General features: G+C 71.1%; 19 protein-coding genes. 8 read left to right on the top strand and 11 right to left on the bottom strand.

Annotation, left to right across the window (positions count from 1 at the left end; genetic code table 11):
* Nucleotides 1-133 precede the first annotated feature (133 nt).
* Nucleotides 134-1798 carry a RecQ family ATP-dependent DNA helicase gene (locus B0B15_RS12565; RefSeq protein WP_076676634.1) on the top strand — a complete coding sequence of 555 codons (1665 nt, stop codon included), beginning with the start codon at nt 134-136 and terminating at the stop codon, nt 1796-1798.
* A gap of 61 nt (nt 1799-1859) precedes the next feature.
* On the opposite strand, the gene B0B15_RS12570 is transcribed toward B0B15_RS12565, so the two are convergent.
* A complete protein-coding gene (locus B0B15_RS12570) occupies nt 1860-2267 on the bottom strand; it encodes a DoxX family protein (protein ID WP_076676636.1) in 408 nt (135 codons plus the stop codon).
* Nucleotides 2268-2351: 84 nt separating this feature from the next.
* On the opposite strand from B0B15_RS12570, the gene B0B15_RS12575 reads away from it, so the two are divergent.
* A complete protein-coding gene (locus B0B15_RS12575) occupies nt 2352-2846 on the top strand; it encodes a GNAT family N-acetyltransferase (protein ID WP_076676637.1) in 495 nt (164 codons plus the stop codon).
* 130 nt (nt 2847-2976) lie between these two features.
* On the opposite strand, the gene B0B15_RS12580 is transcribed toward B0B15_RS12575, so the two are convergent.
* The 4 genes from B0B15_RS12580 to B0B15_RS12595 all read right to left on the bottom strand — a co-directional run bounded on the left by B0B15_RS12580 (nt 2977) and on the right by B0B15_RS12595 (nt 8293).
* A complete protein-coding gene (locus B0B15_RS12580) occupies nt 2977-3753 on the bottom strand; it encodes an LLM class flavin-dependent oxidoreductase (RefSeq protein ID WP_076676639.1) in 777 nt (258 codons plus the stop codon).
* The gene (locus B0B15_RS12585; protein WP_076676640.1) at nt 3750-4631 is read right to left on the bottom strand and encodes an LLM class flavin-dependent oxidoreductase; all 882 of its coding nucleotides are present in this window, start codon (nt 4629-4631) and stop codon (nt 3750-3752) included. Before B0B15_RS12585 ends, B0B15_RS12580 begins: the two co-directional genes overlap by 4 nt.
* A 100-nt stretch (nt 4632-4731) precedes the next feature.
* Nucleotides 4732-7257, bottom strand: a complete 2526-nt coding sequence (locus tag B0B15_RS12590) for an ATP-dependent Clp protease ATP-binding subunit (protein ID WP_076676642.1) — start codon at nt 7255-7257, stop codon at nt 4732-4734.
* A 67-nt stretch (nt 7258-7324) separates the two neighbouring features.
* Nucleotides 7325-8293 (bottom strand): hypothetical protein, encoded by a 969-nt coding sequence (locus B0B15_RS12595; protein WP_091366529.1) that lies wholly within the window; start codon nt 8291-8293, stop codon nt 7325-7327.
* Between B0B15_RS12595 and B0B15_RS12600 the strand changes: the two genes are divergently transcribed.
* Genes B0B15_RS12600 through B0B15_RS12605 form a run of 3 tightly spaced genes read left to right on the top strand, consistent with a single transcriptional unit; the run spans nt 8292 to nt 10444 of the window.
* Nucleotides 8292-9110, top strand: coding sequence for an EI24 domain-containing protein (locus B0B15_RS12600; RefSeq protein WP_076677581.1), 819 nt, complete (start codon nt 8292-8294; stop codon nt 9108-9110). The genes B0B15_RS12595 and B0B15_RS12600 overlap by 2 nt on opposite strands.
* Before the next feature lie 24 nt (nt 9111-9134).
* On the top strand, nt 9135-9284 hold the full coding sequence (locus tag B0B15_RS16525; protein WP_167494175.1) for a hypothetical protein: 150 nt from the start codon (nt 9135-9137) through the stop codon (nt 9282-9284).
* A gap of 56 nt (nt 9285-9340) precedes the next feature.
* On the top strand, nt 9341-10444 hold the full coding sequence (locus B0B15_RS12605) for a class I SAM-dependent methyltransferase (protein WP_076676645.1): 1104 nt from the start codon (nt 9341-9343) through the stop codon (nt 10442-10444).
* Nucleotides 10445-11110: 666 nt separating this feature from the next.
* Here the strand turns inward: B0B15_RS12605 and B0B15_RS12615 are convergent.
* Entirely contained in the window at nt 11111-11575 is a 465-nt protein-coding gene (locus B0B15_RS12615; protein WP_076676648.1) for a DUF3817 domain-containing protein, read from the bottom strand.
* A gap of 306 nt (nt 11576-11881) precedes the next feature.
* Here B0B15_RS12615 and B0B15_RS12620 point away from each other — a divergent pair, with 306 nt between their 5' ends.
* The 3 genes from B0B15_RS12620 to B0B15_RS12630 are packed head-to-tail and all read left to right on the top strand — an operon-like array spanning nt 11882 to nt 14727.
* Complete coding sequence (locus tag B0B15_RS12620) at nt 11882-12907, top strand: FUSC family protein (protein WP_076676649.1); 1026 nt, start codon at nt 11882-11884, stop codon at nt 12905-12907.
* A 60-nt stretch (nt 12908-12967) separates the two neighbouring features.
* Nucleotides 12968-13804 (top strand): PfkB family carbohydrate kinase, encoded by an 837-nt coding sequence (locus tag B0B15_RS12625; protein ID WP_076676651.1) that lies wholly within the window; start codon nt 12968-12970, stop codon nt 13802-13804.
* Complete coding sequence (locus tag B0B15_RS12630) at nt 13801-14727, top strand: nucleoside hydrolase (protein WP_076676652.1); 927 nt, start codon at nt 13801-13803, stop codon at nt 14725-14727. The genes B0B15_RS12625 and B0B15_RS12630 overlap by 4 nt, the downstream gene beginning before the upstream one ends.
* A 61-nt stretch (nt 14728-14788) precedes the next feature.
* On the opposite strand, the gene B0B15_RS12635 is transcribed toward B0B15_RS12630, so the two are convergent.
* The 5 genes from B0B15_RS12635 to nrdI form a co-directional block, all read right to left on the bottom strand.
* Nucleotides 14789-15937: a GDSL-type esterase/lipase family protein gene (locus B0B15_RS12635; protein WP_076676654.1), complete on the bottom strand. Its 1149-nt coding sequence runs from the start codon at nt 15935-15937 to the stop codon at nt 14789-14791.
* Nucleotides 15934-16512 carry a TetR-like C-terminal domain-containing protein gene (locus tag B0B15_RS12640; RefSeq protein ID WP_076676656.1) on the bottom strand — a complete coding sequence of 193 codons (579 nt, stop codon included), beginning with the start codon at nt 16510-16512 and terminating at the stop codon, nt 15934-15936. Before B0B15_RS12640 ends, B0B15_RS12635 begins: the two co-directional genes overlap by 4 nt.
* Nucleotides 16513-16625: 113 nt before the next feature.
* Nucleotides 16626-17600 (bottom strand): class 1b ribonucleoside-diphosphate reductase subunit beta, encoded by a 975-nt coding sequence (nrdF, locus tag B0B15_RS12645; RefSeq protein WP_076676657.1) that lies wholly within the window; start codon nt 17598-17600, stop codon nt 16626-16628.
* A 33-nt stretch (nt 17601-17633) separates the two neighbouring features.
* Complete coding sequence (gene nrdE, locus B0B15_RS12650) at nt 17634-19790, bottom strand: class 1b ribonucleoside-diphosphate reductase subunit alpha (RefSeq protein ID WP_076676659.1); 2157 nt, start codon at nt 19788-19790, stop codon at nt 17634-17636.
* A complete protein-coding gene (gene nrdI / locus B0B15_RS12655; protein WP_076676661.1) occupies nt 19772-20212 on the bottom strand; it encodes a class Ib ribonucleoside-diphosphate reductase assembly flavoprotein NrdI in 441 nt (146 codons plus the stop codon). The genes nrdE and nrdI overlap by 19 nt, the downstream gene beginning before the upstream one ends.
* Between the last annotated feature and the right edge of the window lie 9 nt (nt 20213-20221).

Raw genomic sequence — 20221 nt, forward strand, 5'->3', positions numbered from 1 at the left:
GCCATCCGCCGAAGATCGCACGGGGGGTCCGCGTCGCGCGATGCGGACCACACGTCGGCCCCGCCCGCAACCCCCGAATCGATGTCGGAGGTCTGGGGTGTGCTGGGAAACCTCCCCCAGGAATGAGGCCTTCGTGAACGCTCCCGCCACGCTCGAACAGTCCGCCCGCACGGCCCGCGAGGTCTTCGGATGGGACGATCTGCTCCCGGGTCAGGCCGAGGCCATCGACGCGGTCGTGAGCGGTCGCGACACCCTGGTCGTCTTCCCCACCGGCGCCGGGAAGTCGGCGGTGTACCAGATCGCTGGCTGCGAGCTCGGCGGAGTCACCGTGGTGATCTCGCCCCTGCTCGCCCTGCAGCGCGACCAGATCGACTCGATCGACCGTGCTCCCGACGCCCCGGCCGCCGTCGCGCTGAATTCGCGCACGAGCGCCGCCGCGAAGCGCGCCGCGTGGGCTGCGATCGAGGGCGACGAGGCGGTCTACGCTTTCCTCGCCCCGGAGCAGCTCGCCAACAGCGAGGTGTTCGACCGTCTCGCCGCCGCCGACGTGCGGCTCGTCGTGATCGACGAGGCGCACTGCGTCTCCGCGTGGGGCCATGACTTCCGTCCCGACTACGCGCGCATCGGCGACGCGATCGAGGCCCTCGGGCACCCGCCCGTGCTCGCCCTCACCGCCACCGCCTCCGCGCCCGTGCGCGACGACATCGTCTCGAGCCTCGGTATGCGCGACCCGCACCTCGAGGTGCGCGGCATGGACCGTCCCGAGATCCACATGGCCGTGCGCCGCCACGAGTCCGACGACGACAAGCGTCGCGCGGTCATCGCCGATGTACAGGATGCCGGGGGCCCGGCGCTGCTGTACGTGGCGACCCGCAAAGAGACCGACGCCTACGCGGACGAGCTCACCGCCCTGGGCCTGCGCGCCGCGCCGTATCACGGCGCCATGGCGCAGAAGCGCCGCGACGAGGTGCACACGGCGTGGAGCGCGGGCGAGCTCGACGTCGTGGTCGCGACCTCGGCGTTCGGCATGGGGGTCGACAAGTCCGACGTGCGCCTGGTCGCACACGCCGACGTGACCGAGTCCCTCGACGCGTACGCGCAGGAGATCGGCCGGGCGGCGCGCGACGGCCTCCCCGCCCGCGCGATCCTGCACTACCGCGCGGAGGACTTCTCGCTCCGGTCGTTCTTCGCCGGCGGCCACAGCAAGCGCGCCGACGTGGCCGGCGTATGGGACGCGCTGCGACGGGCGAAGAAGCCGCTGCGCGCGAAAGACGTGGCCGAGTCGTCCGGCCGCTCGACCCGCGCGATCGGGCGTGTGCTCAACCAGCTCGTCGCGTGCGAGCTCGCCGAGTCAGGCCCCGACGGAGTGTCGGCGCGCACGAAGGCGTCGGCGGGCGACGCGGTGGCCGCCGTCCGCGACCGCGACGAGGCCGAGGAGCGCATCCGCGCCTCGCGCATCGAGATCATGCGCGGCTACGCCGAGACCTCGCACTGCCGCCGCCGTGCCCTGCTGGAGTACTTCGGCGTCGAGACCCCCGCTCAGTGCGGATCGTGCGACCGGTGCGACTCGGGGGCGACCGCCCCCGCCCCGGTCGAGACCGAAGCCCCGGATCCCGCTGCGGCCGACGCCAACGGCATCCGCATCGATTCCGTCGTGCAGCACGGGGAGTTCGGCACCGGGACGGTGATGGGAGTGGAGGAGGACCGTCTCACGGTGTTCTTCCCCGAGCACGGCTACAAGGTCCTCGCGCGGGCCGCGTTCGAGACCGGCGTGCTGGAGCTGGGCGAGGCGGCCTGAGGCGGAGGCGACGGTTCGTCGGCGGGCGTGCACTCATCGCCGCGCCATCGCCGTCGCCGTCTCAGCGCTCGCGCGTCGCCCACCACGCCCACGCCACGAGCGGAGGCTGCAGGAAGAGCCGGATGAATCGCGACCGGTCGGTGTTGAGGCCCGGTGCCGGGCGGCCGGTGCGCCACTGGTGCACATTGCCCGGGAAGACCGCCACGAAGAACGCGGCGATGGCGGCCCCGACGCGCCGACGCTCGGCGGGAAGGCCGATGAGCGCGACCCCGAGCACCACCTCGACGGCCCCGGATGCCACGACGATGGCGTCCTTGTCCGTGTGCAGCAGTCGCGTCGCCCACTCGGGCACGACGATGCGGTATCCGCGTCGCCCCCATGTGAGGTGACCGACGCCCGCCGCCACCAGCAGCAGGGCCAGCACCCCTCGGGAAACCGAACGGAGGGTGAGACGTCGACGTCGTGGCATCCGGTCAGTCTGCCACCGCCGCCCCGGGGCGGGGCTTCCGCGCGCCCTCGGTGCCGCGGCATCCGCGCCTTCTAGGCTCCGTGCATGACGACGCCCGCTGACGAAAGCATCACCATCCGGCCCGCGAGAGCCGAGGATGCCGAGGGGATCGCCTTCGTGCACGCCACGTCGTGGCGCGAGACGTACGCCCGCTTCGTCGAGGATCCGGACGCGAGCCGGTGGTTCGCCGTCGAGCCGCGGATCGGCATGTGGCGCTCGAACCTCGCCGAAGACGTCCTCTCGACCATGGTCGCCGTCGCCGGGGAGCGCATCGTCGGGTTCGCGGCCGTGCAGGACACGGCGGATGCCGATGCCGTGCGACCGGAGGAGCTGACGATGCTGTACGTCCTCGCCGACGCGCACGGCAGCGGCGCGGGACAAGGTCTGCTCAACGCGGTCCTCGCGGATCGTCCCGCCTCGCTCTGGGTCGCTGCCGACAACCCCCGCGCCCACGCGTTCTATCGGCGCAACGGCTTCCGGGCTGACGGAGCACGCTCGTCGTTCGGGCCGATGAAGGACACCGTCCGACTCGTGCGATGAGCGGGAGAGCCCGCGTTGCCGGCGCATCGCCGACGCGCCGGGGCCGCCGCCCTCACCCGGCGGAGTCTCCGCTCACCCCGTCGCGCGGTCCCCATCCCGATCGCCGCCCAATGCGCGCTCCGCACCCCGATCACCCCGGGTTCGGTGCCGTCCGCCGCGCGAACTCCACGTACGCTTCCACGGTGTCCTCCGGCACGATCGCGCGCAGGACGACCTCGTCGGCAGCCGCGGTGTACGCCTCGAGGGCGTCGCCCAGCTCGGTGACGTCGCGAATCGTCGTGTCGATGGCATCCACCCCCATCCGGGCGAAGTTCGCGGCGTAGTTGGGGAACGCGGCGTATCGCGCCGTCTCGGCCTCGAGGCGCTCGCGCGCCGCGGAGACGATCGCCGTGCGCACGTAGACCGCGACGTGCGTCGTCGGGGCGATCGCGTGCAGCGCGGCGGACTGCTCGGCCGCCTCGGTGGGCGGGACCCAGTTGAGCAGCACGCCCTCGGCCCGCTCGGCCGCGAGCCGGCGCATCTTCGGGCCGAGCGCCCCCACCAGCACACGCGGGAGACCGGCGGCGTGGAGGTGCTCGGCGGCGTCGCGCACGCGGGCGAGGGCGCCCTCGCGGGCCATGCCCGATCCGATGCCGATCGTCAGGCGATCCAGCGGAAGCGAGAGGGATGCCGCATCGGCGGCGATCGCGGAGGCGGGGCGGCGATCGACCGGCACGACGCCGGTCGCGAGACGCAGACGTTCGGTCACGCGGGCGGCTGCGGCGAGCGCCGCGAGGGCGTCACCGTCGGGGGTGTCGTTGACCCACAGCGTGTGGAACCCGGCCCTCTCCACTGCCGGGGCGATCTCGGCGATCGCGTCGGGGCCGAGCGATCCGGCGACACCGAGCGAGACGACGCCGCGGCTCATGACACTCCTCCGGCGTCGGGGACCGCGACGGCGACCTGACCCACCGCCGAGAAGAACGCTCGCAGGTCGACATCGTCGGTGGGGAGCAGCACCACGTCGTCGACGCCGGCCGCGTGGAACCGCGCGACGCCCTCGGCGACCTCGGAAACGGAGCCCGCTAGTACCCGGTCGGCGGCGTCGGGCCGGTCGGAGAGCACGGCCGTGGCGCGCTCGCGCGCGTCGGGTCCGAACGCCGTGAGCACGTAGGCGATGACGTCGGCTCGACCCGCGCGGCCGGCCTCGGATCGCGCGGCCTGCACGGTCTCGACCGCGGCGGCGATCTCGGCGACGGTGTGCCTGCTGTCGAGCACCACACCGTCGGCCACCGCGCCCGCGAGGGCGAGCGTCTTCGGCCCCTCCGCAGCGGCGTAGACGAGAGGGGCGGTCACCGGCGGCCAGTCGAGGGCGACATCGCGCAGCTTCACGTACCGCCCCTCGGTGGTCACGGTCTCACCGGCCAGCAGCGCACGCAGCGCCGGGAGCTGCTCCTGCATGAGGGTCAACGGCGAGGCGGCCTTCGCGCCGACCTGTCGCATCCAGTCCTGCACCCCGTGCCCGAAGCCCGGCAACAGCCTCTCGGGGAACATCCGCTCGATCGTGGCCACTTCCATCGCCGACGCAGCGACGTTGCGCAGCGGGAGCGGCGCGATGCCCACCCCGATGCGCAGGTGGTCGGTGACGGCGAGCGCCGCGGCCGCGGCCGCCCACGCGGACGAACGGAAGCAGTCCTCCCAGAGCCACAGTTCTTCGACGCCGGCGTCCTCCGCCGCGCGCGCGGCGTCGCGCAGCTCCTCGGGCGGGTGGGGGTACGGGCTGAAGATCGTGCCGATACGACTCATGCCCCTACTCTGCCTCGAACCTCCGACATCCGGACAGGGGTGGCGCCCGCACGACGACGCCCCCGCTGCCGCAGCACCGGGGGCGTCGAATCCGCGCGGATCAGGCGGCGAGCGCCGTCACGACCGGCATCACCACGAAGCCGGAGACCGTGGCATCCACCGTCACCGTTCCGCCGTCGCTCAGCGCGCCCGAGACGAACAGGTCGGCGATGCGGTCGTCCACCTCGCGCTGGATGACGCGGCGAAGCGGCCGCGCTCCGTACTCGGGCTCGTACCCGACCTCCGCCAGGCGGTCGATCGCGGCCTCCGTGACCTCGAGGGTCACCTCGCGCGAGGCGAGCCGACGCGACGTGGCGCCCAGCAGCAGACGCACGATCTCGCGCAACTGCGCCTTCTCGAGCTTGCGGAACAGCACGATGTCGTCGATGCGGTTGAGGAACTCCGGTCGCATCGCCTCGCGCAGCTTGCCCATCACGCGGTCGCGCAGGTCGTCGTCGGCGAACTCGCGCCCCGTGGTGGTGAAGCCGATGGCTCCCGACCGGGATGCCAGCACCTCGGCGCCCAGGTTGGAGGTCATCACGATGACCGTGTTGCGGAAGTCGACCGTGCGCCCTTGGCCGTCGGTCAGGCGACCGTCGTCGAGCACCTGCAGCAGGAGGGTGAACACGTCGGGGTGGGCCTTCTCGATTTCGTCGAACAGCACCACCGCGTACGGGTTGCGGCGCACGCGCTCGGTGAGCTGGCCGGCCTCGTCATAGCCGACGTATCCGGGAGGGGCACCGATCAGGCGCGACACGGTGTGCCGCTCGCCGAACTCGCTCATGTCGAAGCGGATCACGGAGCCGTCGTCGTCGAACAGCGATCCGGCGAGGGCCTTCGCAAGCTCGGTCTTGCCGACGCCGGTGGGGCCGAGGAACAGGAACGACCCGACGGGACGGTTCTCATCCCCCATGCCGGTGCGGTTGCGGCGCACCGCCTTGGCGACGGCAGCCACGGCGTCGTCCTGCCCGATGACACGGGCGTGCAGCTCGGTCTCGAGGTCGGCGAGGCGTCCGCGCTCGGTGGCGGTGAGACGGGCGACCGGGATGCCGGTGGCCCGGCTGATCACGGCGGCGATCTCGGGTTCACCGACCACCGCGGCACCGTGCGGGGCGCTCGTGGCGTCGTCGAGCCGACTCTGCACCGCGGCGATCTCGTCGCGCAGGCGCGAGGCCTCCTCGTAGTGCTCGGCCGAAACCGCGGCGTTCTTGTCGGCCTCGAGGGTGGCAAGCCGTTCGAGGAGCGCCGAGGTGTCGACCGAGACGCCCAGGCGCAGGCGCAGGCGCGCACCGGCCTGGTCGATGAGGTCGATCGCCTTGTCGGGCAGCACGCGGTCGGGCACGTAGCGGTCACTCAACTCCACCGCGGCGCGCAGGGCGTCGTCGGTGTAGGTGACGGCGTGGTGCTGCTCGTACGCCGTGCGCAGACCGCGGAGGATCTCCACGGCATCCGTGATCGAGGGTTCCCCCACGCGCACGGGCTGCAGGCGCCGCTCGAGCGCGGGGTCCTTCTCGATGGTGCGGTATTCGCGCAGCGTGGTCGCGCCGATCAGGTGCACGTCACCGCGGGCGAGGCGGGGCTTGAGGATGTTCCCGGCGTCCATCGACCCGTCGCCGCTGCCGCCGGCGCCGACGAGCGTGTGCACCTCGTCGATGAAGACGACGAGCTTCTCGGACGCCGAGATCTCGTCCATCGTCTGGGTGAGGCGTTCCTCGAAGTCGCCGCGGTACCGGGCGCCGGCGAGCATCGCGGCGAGGTCCAGCGAGACGACGCGGGTGTCGCGCAGCTGCTCGGGGACCTCGTCCGCGACGATGGCGCGCGCGAGACCCTCGACGACGGCGGTCTTGCCGACGCCCGCCTCGCCGATCAGCACGGGGTTGTTCTTCGTGCGGCGGCTGAGGATCTCGATGGTCTGCTCGATTTCGTCGGTGCGCCCGATCACCGGGTCGAGCTCTCCCGCCGCGGCGCGCGCGGTGAGGTCGGTGCCGAAGCGGTCGAGGTTCGGGGTGGTGGATGCCGTCTCGGCCGGGGCCTCGGTCTGCTCCCCGCCCATGACGGTCTCGCGCACGCCCTGGGTCAGCGCCTCGGCGGTGACGCCCGCCTGCGCGAGGATCTGGCCGGCCGGGGCGTCCTGCGCGAGCACGAGGGCGAAGAAGAGGTGGTCGGGGTCGACGTAGGTGGAACCCGCGGCGCGGGCGACCTGGAAGGCGTGGAAGAGGGCGCGCTGCACCGAGCCCGCGACGACGGCGCCGTCGACGTGCGCCGGGGCACCCGCGGCGGGAAGGCGGCTCTCGGCGGCACGCGCGATCGCGGCCGGGTCGGCGCCGAGTCGGGCCACGGCGTCCTTCGCCGGGGAGCGCCCCACGAGCACGTGGAGCACGTGCAGGGCGTCGAGCTCGCGCTGGCCGCGGCCGAGGGCGAAGCGACCGGCCTCCTGCAGCGCGTCCTGCGTACGGGCGCTCAGGAATCGGCTGAGATCGATGGATCGCTCAGCGCGCGCCTGCTCGCCCGCGAGGTAGCGCGCGAGGAACTCGTCGAACGACTGGGCGCCGTCTTCCCCGGCGCCGGGGGTGAAGTCTTCGGGCAATTCCGTCTCCTGTGATACGTGAGTGCGGTTGACTCAGGTCTGCAACTTGAGCACCGTCGTATCAAGTTCAACGCGTCACCCGTGTCTCTATTCCCGACCCGCCCGGATCGACCTCATCCCAGAGCTCGACCGTCTGCACGATCCAGAACGCCGCGAACAGGGCCAGCGCCACCGCCTCCCCCACCAGCACCACCGGGATGCCGCGCTCCTGCGCCCCCGCGACCGCCCCGACGACCAGCGCCACCAGGGTCACGGCGATCGCCGCCGCCACGGTGGCGTAGGCCGCGCGCAGGCGGCTCCGCGCGATCCGACCCGGGTGGGGGCGCCAGGCCGCGAGCCCCGCCACGACCGCGATGAGCACGAAGAAGGCGATCGCCGCCAGCTCGTGGGCCAGAGCCAGGAACGCGTCCGGTGCCGCGAACGCCCAGACGATCCCGCCCCCGACGATGGCAACGATGACCGCGGCCGTGATTGCGACCCCGCGACCGAGCGTGCCCTGCACTCGTGCGAGCACGAGCGCGACCGCCAGTCCCAGCACCACGACGGATGCCACCGCCGCCGCGTTGTTTGCGACCGTCGCGCGCACCGACGACGGGACGCACCGCGCGCCCCCGGCGCAAAGGATCGAGGTCGGCACGTACGCGATGACGAGCGCGAGCACGGCGGCGACATCGAGCACCCCCTGTTCGACGCTGCGCCCCGACAAGGCGAGGAGAGCGAGCGCGATCGCGCTCAGAGCGCCCACGAAGACGGGGCCGGCGGGCGTGTAGTACGCGGCGCTCACCGAGGGCAGCCCGCCTCCCCCGGCCAGCTGGATCCCCACGCCGACCGCCAGGAACACCGTCGCCCCCACGATCGCGAGGCGCACGTATCGGTACGTGCGCTGGGTCGAGGTCGTGCGGATGCGCATACCCGCATCCTGGCAGGGGCCACCGACATCGCCTCGCGCCGACGACTCGGGGATCGCGGTCGCGAAGCGCGATCGGGCGACGCTGGCCGCGGCCGATGTCGGCGGCGTCTGGAAGACTTCCCGCATGCGCGAATTCCTCGCCGGGGCGGGTCTGCTCGCCCGCGGACTGCGTCAGTGGCGCCGGACGCCCGGCGCCATGGCCCTCGGCCTCATCCCCGGGACGCTCGTGGGGCTCCTCTTCGGTGGCGCCCTGGTCGCGTGGGGTCTCGTCCTGCCCGGTCTCGTCGACGACTGGACGCCGTTCGCCGACGGCTGGGCGCCGTTCTGGGCGGGTGCGCTGCGCACCGCGATCGGCGTCGCGTCGTTCGGCGCGGCGCTGCTGCTGGCCGTCGTGTCGTTCACGGCCGTCACCCTCGCCGTCGGCGAGCCGTTCTACGACCGCATCTGGCGTGCGACCGAGCGCAGCGCCACGGGCGAGGTGCCCGACGCCGAGTACGGCTTCTGGCGGGCGGCCGGCGACAGCGCCCTGCTCATCCTCCGCGGCATCCCGGCCGCCGCTCTCGCGTGGCTACTGGGCCTGATCCCCTTCGTGGGCGGCGTCGTGGGCTTCGCGGCCGGCGTCCTGCTCACCGGCTGGCTCCTCGCCGACGAGCTCACCTCGCGCGCCCTCTCCGCACGCGGCCTCGATCGCCGGGCCCGCCGCGCGATCATCCGCGCGCACCGCGCACGCGCCCTCGGCTTCGGCGTTGCCACCCAGCTCTGCTTTCTCGTGCCGTTCGGGGCGGTGGCGGTGATGCCCGCCGCCGTGGCCGGCAGCACTCTCTGGGTGCACGCCGCCCTGGGACGCGGCTCCGCGACGCCGTCCCCCGCGCCACCCGCCGTCGTCCGACCCGGCGCGCAACCCGCCCCGCCCGCGAACCGCGCGAGCGACGCGGCACGATAGCCTGGAGCGACCGAAGGGATCTACATGTTCATCGTCTCGCTCATCCTGTTCGTCGGCGGCATGCTGCTGACGGGACTGTCGTTCTCGCTCGCGGCCCCCGCGCTGTTCTTCGCCCTCGGCATCCTGCTGGTGTCGGCGTCGCTGGCCCTGCCCTTCCACTTCGGCACGCGGTAAGCCCTTCCCCTCGGCGTTCGCCTGAGCAGCGCCGAGCCTGCGGGTACCGTGGCACGGTGCCCTTCTCGTTCGACGCCCTCCGTCGCCGCCCCGACCTCGAGGGTCCCGATCTGGTGGCCGTCGACGCCGCCGACCGCCTGATCCTCGACGAATCGGCCGCGTCGCGCGCGGCACTCCCCGACGGCACCCTCGTCGTGATCGGCGACACCCACGGCGCTCTGACCCTGGCCGCCGCCGACGCGGGAGCGCGCGGCATCCGCGTGCACCAGGACGAACTCCTCGGCGAACGGGCCCTCGCCGCGAACGCCGCGGAGGCCGGGCTCGACGGCACCTTCACCTCCCTCTCCCTGGGTGCCGACCTGCTGCGGGGCGCCCGGGTCGTGCTGTTGCGGCTGCCCCGATCGTTGCGGGCCCTCGCCGATGTGGCGGGTCTGATCGCGCTGCACGCCGACCCCGGGGTCGAGGTGTTCGCGGGCGGACGGATCAAGCACATGGCCCTCGCGATGAACGACGTGCTCCGCGAGCGCTTCGACCGCGTCGACGTCTCGCACGCCCGGCAGAAGTCGCGCGTGCTCCTCGCCCGCGGGCCGCACGACGGCGCCGTTCCGATCCCCGACGAGGCGGAGGTCGACGGCATCCACGTGCGCGCTGTCGGCGGCGCCTTCGCGGGGGCGTCGATCGACATCGGCACGCGCCTGCTGCTCGCCCATCTCCCCGCCCCGCGCGGGGACGAGGCCATCGACCTCGCGTGCGGCACGGGGGTGGTGGCGGCGGCCCTGGCCGTGCGGCATCCGTCGCTCCACGTGCTGGCCTGCGATCAGTCGGCGGTCGCCGTCGCCTCGGCGCGCGCCACGGCCGAGGCGAACGGCGTCGCCGACCGCGTCCGCGTCGAACGCGACGACGTCTTGGGAGCGCAACCGGATGCCAGCACCTCGTTCATCGCGCTGAATCCGCCGTTTCACGCGGGGGCCGCTTTGGCCGACGGTCTCGCCCCGCGCATGTTCGCGGACGCCGCGCGCGTCCTTCGCCCGGGAGGCGAGCTGTGGACCGTGTGGAACTCGGCCCTGCAGTACCGCCCCACCCTCGAGCGCATCGTGGGACCCACCCGGCAGGTCGCCCGCGATCGCAAGTTCACGGTGACGGTGTCGGCCAAGCGCTGATGCGCCGCAAGAGCGGAGCGGTTGTGGACGCCGTCGCAAGCCGTGGCGCCGGCGCGCCGGGCAGCATAGGTTCGAGGGGCTCGACGAGGAGGGAGAGGACCATGCGCGTGCGCGCCGTCACGACCTCGCTGCTCGTCGTCGCCGCCCTGCTCGTCAGCCCCACGACCGCCCGGGCCGACCCGCGAGCCGACCCTCTCGACGAGTCCGTGTCGACGCCGATCCTCGCCGACTGCTCGAGTATCACGCCCACCGGACGTGAGTACGCCCGGCTGCACGGCATCGCCCTCTGTGGTGCCGACACCACCGCGGCATCCGAACCCCTGCGTGTGGAGCAGGTCGGCGGGGAGGAATGCGGGTCGGCGACGCTGGTCATGACCAGCCGCGGCGGCGGGGTCGCCACGGTCGAATGGCGCGTCGAGTCCGCCACCGGTCCGGTGCTGGGCGTCGAGCTCGACGTGTCGACCTCGGGTCGTGTCGGAGGCACGCTGCACCGCTTCGTCGATCGCTCCGCGACCCAGCGCGTGCGCCAGAGCGCGCTGGCGTTCCTGGGTGTCGGGCGAGCCGCGGCGACCGTCTCGGGCACCGTGACGACATTCCTCGCCACGTGTCGCATCGCCCCCGCGAGCGTGCGCATCACGTGCGCTGACGCTCGCGCGACGCGGGTCGTCAGCCCTTGCCGCCCGGCGGACCGACGACGAGCAGCACGACGAACACGAGAGCCACGACCGCCACGAGCACCAGGGCCAGGATCGCGGGTCGGCGCAGGAAGAACCGCAGCAGGCGGTCGAGCGGGCGACGATCGCGCGGGTCCGACGTCTCGTCGAGCCGCCACGCGCCCCGCAGGCGTCCCGTGCGCTGCAGCCAGATCTCCGTCGGGACCGTGGCGTAAGGGATCACCGCGCTCACGATCGCGATCGCGGTCGGCCCGACGCCCCACCGCTGGTTCAGCGCGACCAGCACGGCGGTCGCACCATAGGCCAGGAAGACGAAACCGTGGATGCCACCGCCGATCGACACCGCGACCGGCAGATCGGCCGTGGCCCGCAGGATCAGGCCGGCGATGAGCAGCGTCCACGACACCGCCTCGGCGATCGCGAGGGTGCGGAACAGTGTCAGGGGCGTGCGGAACACGTCTCTCCTCGATCGGTCGGGGCTTCCCACCCTACGGAAGGGCCCGATAGCCGACCCGGTCACCGTTCGACGTCGAGACAGCCCGCCCCCCTCACTCCATCGGCTGGTCGTCGCCGTCCAGGCTCGGATCGGAACGCTCCCCCTCCGCGGCCGTCGACGTATCGGGCTCGGGACCGGGTTCGATCGGGCGCGTGTCTCGCTCGGCATCCATGTCCCCACCTCACCAGATCGACCGACGGATGCCATGGCCTTGACGTGGGGAGGCTGAGGACGGATGCCACCCACCCGCCGCGTAGGCTGGAAGGCGTGGCGGAATCCCGGGGGCGCGTGTGGACCGGGGTCATCCGCGTCGGACCCCACCGTGGTGACCACCGGGTCGCCGTACGGGCGGTGCTCAGCGTCGGCGTCCCGCTCGTCGTCCTCCTGCTGCTGAACCGCCTCGATCTGGCCGTCTACGCCAGCTTCGGCGCGTTCGCGGCGCTCTACGGCCGCACCGACGCACCGCGCGCCCGCGTGCGCATGCAGGCGACGGCGGGGGCGATCCTCGTCGGGTCGATGCTCGTCGGCACCGCCCTGTCGGCCCTCTCGACGCCCGCCCTGGTCAGCGTCGCCGTCGTCGCCGCGCTGGCCGCGATCGTGACGCTCTTCGCGTACCGGGCGCAGTGGCACCCGCCCGGCGCGCTCTTCGCCGTGTTCGCCGCTGGGGCCACCGCGAGTTTCCCGGCGACGGCGTCGACGTTCGCGACCGTCGTCGTGGTGGGTGGCGCGAGCGTGGCGTGGAGCCTGCTCGTCACGACCGTCTTCGTGCTGGCGCGCCGGGGGTCGTGGGCGCGCCCGACCAGGCCGCGACCGCTGATCGGCGCGGTGGCGTGGGAGATGACGGCGACCGTCGGCACCGCCGCTCTGCTCGCCGGGATCGCCGGGGCGCTGCTGGTGGGCACGCATTGGTACTGGGCGATGGTCGGCGCGGTCGCCGCCGTCGGCGGTGCGCACGTCACGGCGCGCCTCATCCGCGGCGTCCAGCGCCTCGTCGGCACCCTCCTGGGCGTCCTGATCGCCGCGGGGCTCCTCGCCTTGCACCTGCCGCCGTGGCTCGTCATCGTCGTCGCGGTCGTCCTGCAGGCCGGCGCCGAACTCTTCGTGGGCCGCAACTACGGCATCGCGATGCTCTTCATCACCCCGCTGGCGCTGCTCATGATCTCGCTCGCCTCCTCCGCCTCCCCCGACCTGCTGCTGCGCGACCGGGTGATCGAGACGGTCATCGGCGTCGCCGTCGGCACCGTGGTGGCGATCGTCTCGGCGAGTCTCCGTCGCCGCGGGGCGCGCGGATGATGAGCATGGATGCCACCCCGCCCCACGCACTGCTGCACTGACTGGCGAAAGGACCCGCCCATGGCCGCCCCCTCCCTCACCGTCGTCGGCGCGATCAACGTCGACCTCACCGCGCGTGTGCACCGCGCGCCCGCGGCGGGAGAGACCGTCGCCGATGGCGTCCTCCAGCGCGGCCCCGGCGGAAAGGGCGCCAATCAGGCGGTCGCCGCTGCCCGTCTCGGTGCCGCCGTGCGACTCATCGGTGCCGTGGGCGACGACCTCGACGGTCGCGGCATCCGCTCGCAGCTCGCCGCCGACGGCATCGACGCCTCCGGGGTGCAGACGGCGAAAGCCGCCACCGGGACCGCGCTGATCGTCGTCGACGCGACGGGTGAGAACTCCATCGTCGTGTGCCCGGGGGCGAACGCCGAGATCGATGCCACGACGCTCGGCATCCTTCCCGACAGCGCCGTGCTGCTCCAGCTCGAGGTCTCGGATGCCGTGGTGACGGCCGCCGCGCAGAGCGCGAGCTTTCTCGCCGTCAACGCCGCCCCTGCGCGGCCGCTCCCCCCTGGCGTGCTCGAGAAGTGCGACCTCGTGATCGTCAACGAGACCGAGTACGCGCAACTGCCCGAGGTGCACGACGCCGCTCTGCTGTGCGTGACACTGGGCGCCGCGGGGGCCCGACTGTACCGCCACGGCGAGCTCGCGGCATCCGCCCCCGGGGTCGCGACGACCGTCGTCAACACCGTCGGCGCAGGAGATGCGTTCTGCGCCGCCCTGGTCTGCGGCCTGCTGCGCGGCGACACGGACGACACGGCTCTCGTGCGCGCGTGCGCCGTCGGGGCCGCGGCCGTGGCCGACCCCGCGTCGCAGCCGCGGCTCGCCCCGCTCGACATGTACGGGGTCGACGCGTGAGCCGCCGCCCGATCCTCGTCGACTGCGACACCGGCATCGACGACGCCCTCGCCCTGGCCTACCTGCTCGCCGAACCCGCCGTCGACATCGTCGGGGTGACGACGGTCTCGGGAAACACGGATGCCGCCCGCGCGGCCGCGAACACCCTCTCGCTGTTCGAGCTGGCCGGGGTCCACGACATTCCGGTCGCCATCGGCGCGCACGACTTCCGGGATCGCGCGTACGCGGGTGGTGCCCCCCACGTGCACGGCGACGACGGCGTCGGGGGCATCGCGCTGACCGCCGCCGCGCGGGCTCACGATGCGCGCCCCGCCGTCGAGCTCATCGACCACCTGGCGTCGCGGCATCCGGATCTCACCGTGCTCGCCCTCGGACCGCTCACCAACCTCGCCGCCTACGCCGAGGCGCCCGGCGTCGCCGCCTTCGACCATCTCGTCGTCATGGGCGGGGCGTTCGCGCACTCCGGAAACGTCACGGCATGGGCCGAGGCGAACATCCACAACGACCCCGAGTCGGCCGCCGTCGTGTTCGCGCAGGACTGGGACACGACCCTCGTGCCACTCGACGTCACCATGACGCAGACGCTCGACGAGACCGACCTCGTACGCCTCGAAGCCATCCCGGGCGCCCTGCCGCAGGCGTTGGCCGCGATGCTGCCGCTCTACCTCGACTTCTACGCCGGGCGCGTCTTCGCCGACCGCCGCTGCGCGCTGCACGACCCCCTGGCCGCGATGGTCGCCGCCGGAGTGCTGCGGGGCGTGAGCGTCGCCTCGGGGCAGGTCGACGTGCGCCTCGAGCGCGGCGAACGCGGGCGCACGGTCTCGTCACGCGGCTCCCACACGCAGCGCTGGGTGCGTGGCATGGAGGGGTCCGCGGTCGAGGTGCTGCTCGACAGGCTGGAGTCGCGCGACTGGCTCGCGTGAGCCACGAGGCGCGGGGCGGACCAGCCCGCCCTGCGCCGTCGACGGTGAACGCCCGCCGCGATCAGCTCCGCAGCGGGCCGTCTGCGCCGAACGCCGCCGCGGCGAATCGCTGCCCGATCAGGCGGTGCGTCGCCGTGTCGGGGTGCAGGCCGTCGGGCAGGGGCAGCGCGCGCGCATCGTCGGCGCCGTAGAGCGACAGACCATCGAGGTAGTGCAGCGCGGGGTCGTCGGACCGGGAGGCCACGACGGCGGCGAGCAGGTCCCGCACGACCTCCAGCGTCAGCGCGCCCCGCGCGACGTCGTCGACAGACCCGGTCGCGACGAACCGTGGGACGCCCGCGCGCAGGCTCTCCGGGTCGAACGCCCCCGGACCGGGGGTCTTCTCGTGGATGCCACTGAAGATCGGCGACACCACGAGCAACGGGGTGTCCGGATGCCCCTCGCGGATCGTGTCGAGGAACCCGTGCACCGCCGGAACGAAGGCGCGTGCGCGCATCGCGTCGGCGTTCACGACGTTGATGCCGAGCTTGACGCTGATGAGGTCGGCATCCTGATCCCGGATGACCCGGGCCAGGAAGGGGTCGACCATTGCGCTCCCCCCGAAACCGAGGTTGTGCAGCTGCAGGCCCGCCGCACGGGCCGCCACGACGGGCCAGATCTCCGTCGGGGCGGCGGCATTCGAGCCGTGGCTGATCGAGCTGCCGTGGTGCACCCACACCGGCCGCGCCTCGTCGATCGGAGCGATCGGAGCATTCGATCGCAGCGTCAGGAGGTCGATCTGCTCGTTGTGGGGCAGCCAGATCTCCACGGTCTTCTCGGCGGGAGAGAGGTCGCAGACCGTCACGATGTCGGCGCTTCCGGACCGAGGCGTCGCCTCGCCGGTGGCGAGATCGAGCTCGAGCGCGTCGCCGTCTTCGAGGGGCTGACGCCGCACGAGGACGTCATCGACCAGCACGTCGACCTGACCGCGCGCGCGATCGAGACCCCGGTACGACACCCGCGTGGCGTGCAGGCTCAGCGCGATCGCGGTCGCGGTCGTCCGGAAGCGCAGATGGATGCCGGACGGCTGCCGCTCCACCATGGCGAGCTGTCCGTCGGCCTCTCTTCCGCGGTACGGCTGGGGCAGTCTGTGCAGGCGGAGGCCGCGCTCGACCGTTTCGAGCTCGGCACCGCCGCAGACGATCTTGGAGGTGAATGGGGTGTCGATCATTCGTCGTCCTTCGGGCGCCAGTGGCTCAGCAGAGCATCGAGTCGGTCGATGAGGAGCACCCACGACGCATCGGCCGGCGGGGCGCTGTGCGCGAAGGCGCCGATGTGCTCGAGGTGTAGGAAGCCGTTCAGGAACGAGCCGATGAGCCGCGTCGCGTGGACGCGATCACCCTCGGGCATGCCGTAACCGCGAAGCACCGCGGCCAGGGAGCGACTCGAGCGGGCCGCCTCCTCGCTGCGCGCCACGGCCTCGCCGGACCGGCGTTGCAGGCTCTCCCAGCGACCCGGGTGGGCGCGCGCGTAGTCGCGGTGCGCGTCGCACAGCGCGCGCAGGGCATCTCGCCCGGCACGACCGGCCACCGCCTCGCTCGCGCTATCGCCCAGCTCGCCGAGGGCGAGCGTCGTGATGCCGTCGCGGAGCCCCGCGAGATCGCGCACGTGGCCATAAAGGCTGGGCGTGCGCACGTCGAGAGAGCGCGCGACGGCCGAGAGGGTCACGTCGGTGAGGCCGTGGGTGTCGGCGAGGTCGGCCGCGGCGAGCACGACGGCTCGAGGGGTGAGCGGGGGACGTTCCATGTCCACCACCCTATAGGTATTAGGAATAACCCTATGCTGTATAGACAATAGGATGACGAACGGCGAAGGCCCCGCGCGGTGATCCGTGCGGGGCCTTCACTGCTGTCGGGACGTCAGAAGTCCCAGTCGTCGTCTTCCGTCGCCTCGGCCTTGCCGATGACGTACGACGAACCCGAACCGCTGAAGAAGTCATGGTTCTCGTCGGCGTTGGGCGACAGGGCCGACAGGATCGCCGGGTTAACGTTCGTCACCGAGGCGGGGAACATCGCCTCGTAGCCGAGATTCATCAGCGCCTTGTTGGCGTTGTAGTGCAGGAACTTCTTGACGTCCTCGCTCAGGCCGACCGAGTCGTAGAGGCTCTGGGTGTAGCCCACCTCGTTGTCGTAGAGCTCGTACATCAGCGAGAACGTGTAGTCCTTGATGTCCTGACGACGGGCCTCGTCGACGGTCTCAAGCCCGCGCTGGAACTTGTAGCCGATGTAGTACCCGTGCACGGCCTCGTCGCGGATGATGAGGCGGATCAGGTCTGCCGTGTTGGTGAGCTTCGCGCGGCTCGACCAGTGCATCGGCAGGTAGAACCCCGAGTAGAACAGGAACGACTCGAGCAGGGTCGAGGCGACCTTCCGCTTGAGCGGGTCATCGCCACGGTAGTAATCCATGACGATGCGCGCCTTCTTCTGAAGGAACTCGTTCTCGGTCGACCAGCGGAACGCCTCGTCGATCTCCTTCGTGGAGCACAGCGTCGAGAAGATCGACGAGTAGCTCTTGGCGTGCACCGACTCCATGAACGCGATGTTCGTGTAGACGGCCTCCTCGTGCGGGGTGATCGCATCGGGGATGAGCGAGACCGCACCGACCGTGCCCTGGATCGTGTCGAGGAGCGTGAGCCCCGTGAACACGCGCATCGTGAGCGTCTGCTCCTCGGGGGTGAGCGTGTTCCACGACTGGATGTCGTTCGACAGCGGCACCTTCTCGGGGAGCCAGAAGTTGTTCACGAGACGGTTCCAGACCTCGAGGTCCTTGTCGTCCTGGATGCGATTCCAGTTGATGGCCTGCACGTGGTTCAGCAGCTGCAGCTTCTCAGCCATGAGTGTCCTTTGTGGGAAGAGTCGATCAGCGGATCAGAGCATGCACGAGACGCACTCGGTCATGTCGGTGCCCTCGAGCGCCAGCTGACGGAGGCGGATGTAGTAGATGGTCTTGATGCCCTTGCGCCATGCGTAGATCTGCGCCTTGTTGATGTCGCGCGTGGTGACGGTGTCCTTGAAGAACAGCGTGAGCGACAGGCCCTGGTCGACGTGCTGCGTCGCGGCGGCGTACGTGTCGATGACCTTCTCGTAGCCGATCTCGTACGCGTCCTGGTAGTACTCCAGGTTCTCGTTCGTCATGAACGGCGCCGGGTAGTAGACGCGACCGAGCTTGCCTTCCTTGCGGATCTCGATCTTCGAAGCGATCGGGTGGATCGAGCTCGTCGAGTTGTTGATGTACGAGATCGACCCGGTCGGGGGCACCGCCTGCAGGTTCTGGTTGTAGATGCCGTGGGCCTGCACGGAGGCCTTGAGCTCGCGCCAGTCGTCCTGCGTGGGGATCTGGATGCCGGCGAACAACTCCTTCGCCTTCTCGGTCGTGGGGGCCCACACCTGGTCGGTGTACTTGTCGAAGAACTCGCCCGAGGCATAGGTGGAGTTCTCGAAGCCGTCGAACGAGGTGCCGCGCTCGATCGCGAGGCGGTTAGAGGCCCGCAGCGCGTGGAACAGCACCGTGTAGAAGTAGATGTTCGTGAAGTCGATGCCCTCTTCGGAGCCGTAGTAGACGTGCTCGCGAGCGAGGTAACCGTGCAGGTTCATCTGCCCGAGGCCGATGGCGTGCGAGCGGTCGTTGCCGTCTTCGATCGAGCGGACCGAGGCGATGTGGCTCTGGTCGCTCACCGCGGTGAGGGCGCGGATCGCGGTCTCGACCGTGAGGCCGAGGTCGCGGCCGTCCATCGCGAGGGCGATGTTCATCGAGCCGAGGTTGCAGCTGATGTCCTTGCCGATGTTGTCGTACGAGAGGTCCTCGTTGTAGGTCGTCGGCGTGTTGACCTGCAGGATCTCCGAGCACAGGTTCGACATGTTGATACGGCCGGCGATGGGGTTCGCCTTGTTCACCGTGTCTTCGAACATGATGTACGGGTAGCCCGACTCGAACTGGATCTCGGCGAGGGTCTGGAAGAACTCGCGCGCGTTGATCTTCGTCTTCTTGATGCGCGGGTCATCGACCATCTCGCGGTACTTCTCGGTCACCGAGATGTCGCCGAACGGCTTCTTGTAGACGCGCTCAACGTCGTACGGCGAGAAGAGGTACATGTCCTCGCCGTTCTTGGCGAGTTCGAACGTGATGTCGGGGATGACGACACCCAGCGACAGCGTCTTGATGCGGATCTTCTCATCGGCGTTCTCACGCTTGGTGTCGAGGAAGCGCAGGATGTCGGGGTGGTGCGCGTTCAGGTACACCGCGCCCGCGCCCTGACGCGCGCCGAGCTGGTTGGCGTAGCTGAAGCTGTCTTCGAGCAGCTTCATAACGGGGATGATGCCCGACGACTGGTTCTCGATCTGCTTGATGGGCGCACCCGACTCGCGGATGTTCGACAGCAGCAGGGCGACGCCGCCGCCGCGCTTCGACAGCTGCAGCGCGGAGTTGATGCCGCGGGCGATCGACTCCATGTTGTCTTCGATGCGCAGCAGGAAGCAGGACACGAGCTCGCCGCGCTGCGCCTTGCCGGCATTGAGGAAGGTGGGGGTCGCGGGCTGGAAGCGACCGGAGATGATCTCGTCGACGAGCTGCACCGCGAGACGCTGGTCGCCGTCGGCGAGAGCGAGGGCGGTCATCACGACGCGGTCCTCGAAGCGCTCGAGGTAGCGCTTCCCGTCGAAGGTCTTGAGCGTGTAGCTCGTGTAGTACTTGAACGCGCCGAGGAAGGTCTCGAAGCGGAACTTGGCACCGTAGGCGCGGTCGTTCAGCTCCTGGATGAACTCCATCGAGTACTTCGCGAGCACGGTGGGCTCGTAGTACTCCTTCTCGACGAGGTAGTCGAGACGCTCCTTCAGGGAGTGGAAGAAGACGGTGTTCTGGTTGACGTGCTGCAGGAAGTACTCCCGCGCCGCCCGCTTGTCGGCGTCGAACTGGATCTTGCCGTCGGCGTCGTACAGGTTCAGCATCGCGTTCAGGGCGTGGTAATCCAGTCCCTCGAAGCGCGCTTCGGTCTTGAAGTCCACGTCGGTCAGCTCAACTTCCACCATCGTTCCAATCCCTCGGTGACCCGCTCGACATCGTCGGGGGTGCCGAAAACTTCCAGCCGGTACAGGTGCGGCACCGCGCACTTGCGCGCGACGATGTCGCCGGCGAGGCAGAAAGCGTCGCCGAAATTCGTGTTCCCCGCGGAGATGACCCCGCGGATGTTGCGTCGGTTCCGTTCCTCGTTGAGGAATCGGATGACTTGTCTCGGAACCGCGCCCTTCTCGACGCCCCGGCCGGCACCCCCGCCGTAGGTGGGGGTGACCAGCACGAAGGGTTCGTCGACGTGGAGGGGCGGATCGGTCGGCCGGAGCGGAATGCGCACGGCCCGCTTGCCGAGCTTCTCGATGAAACGTGCGGTGTTGCCGGACACGCTCGAGAAGTAGACCAGCAGAGGGGCCTCGGTTGCCGACACGACAGCGCTCATGACGGGGGT

The sequence above is a fragment of the Microbacterium sp. RU1D genome (genome assembly GCF_900156435.1).
Classification (GTDB): domain Bacteria; phylum Actinomycetota; class Actinomycetes; order Actinomycetales; family Microbacteriaceae; genus Microbacterium.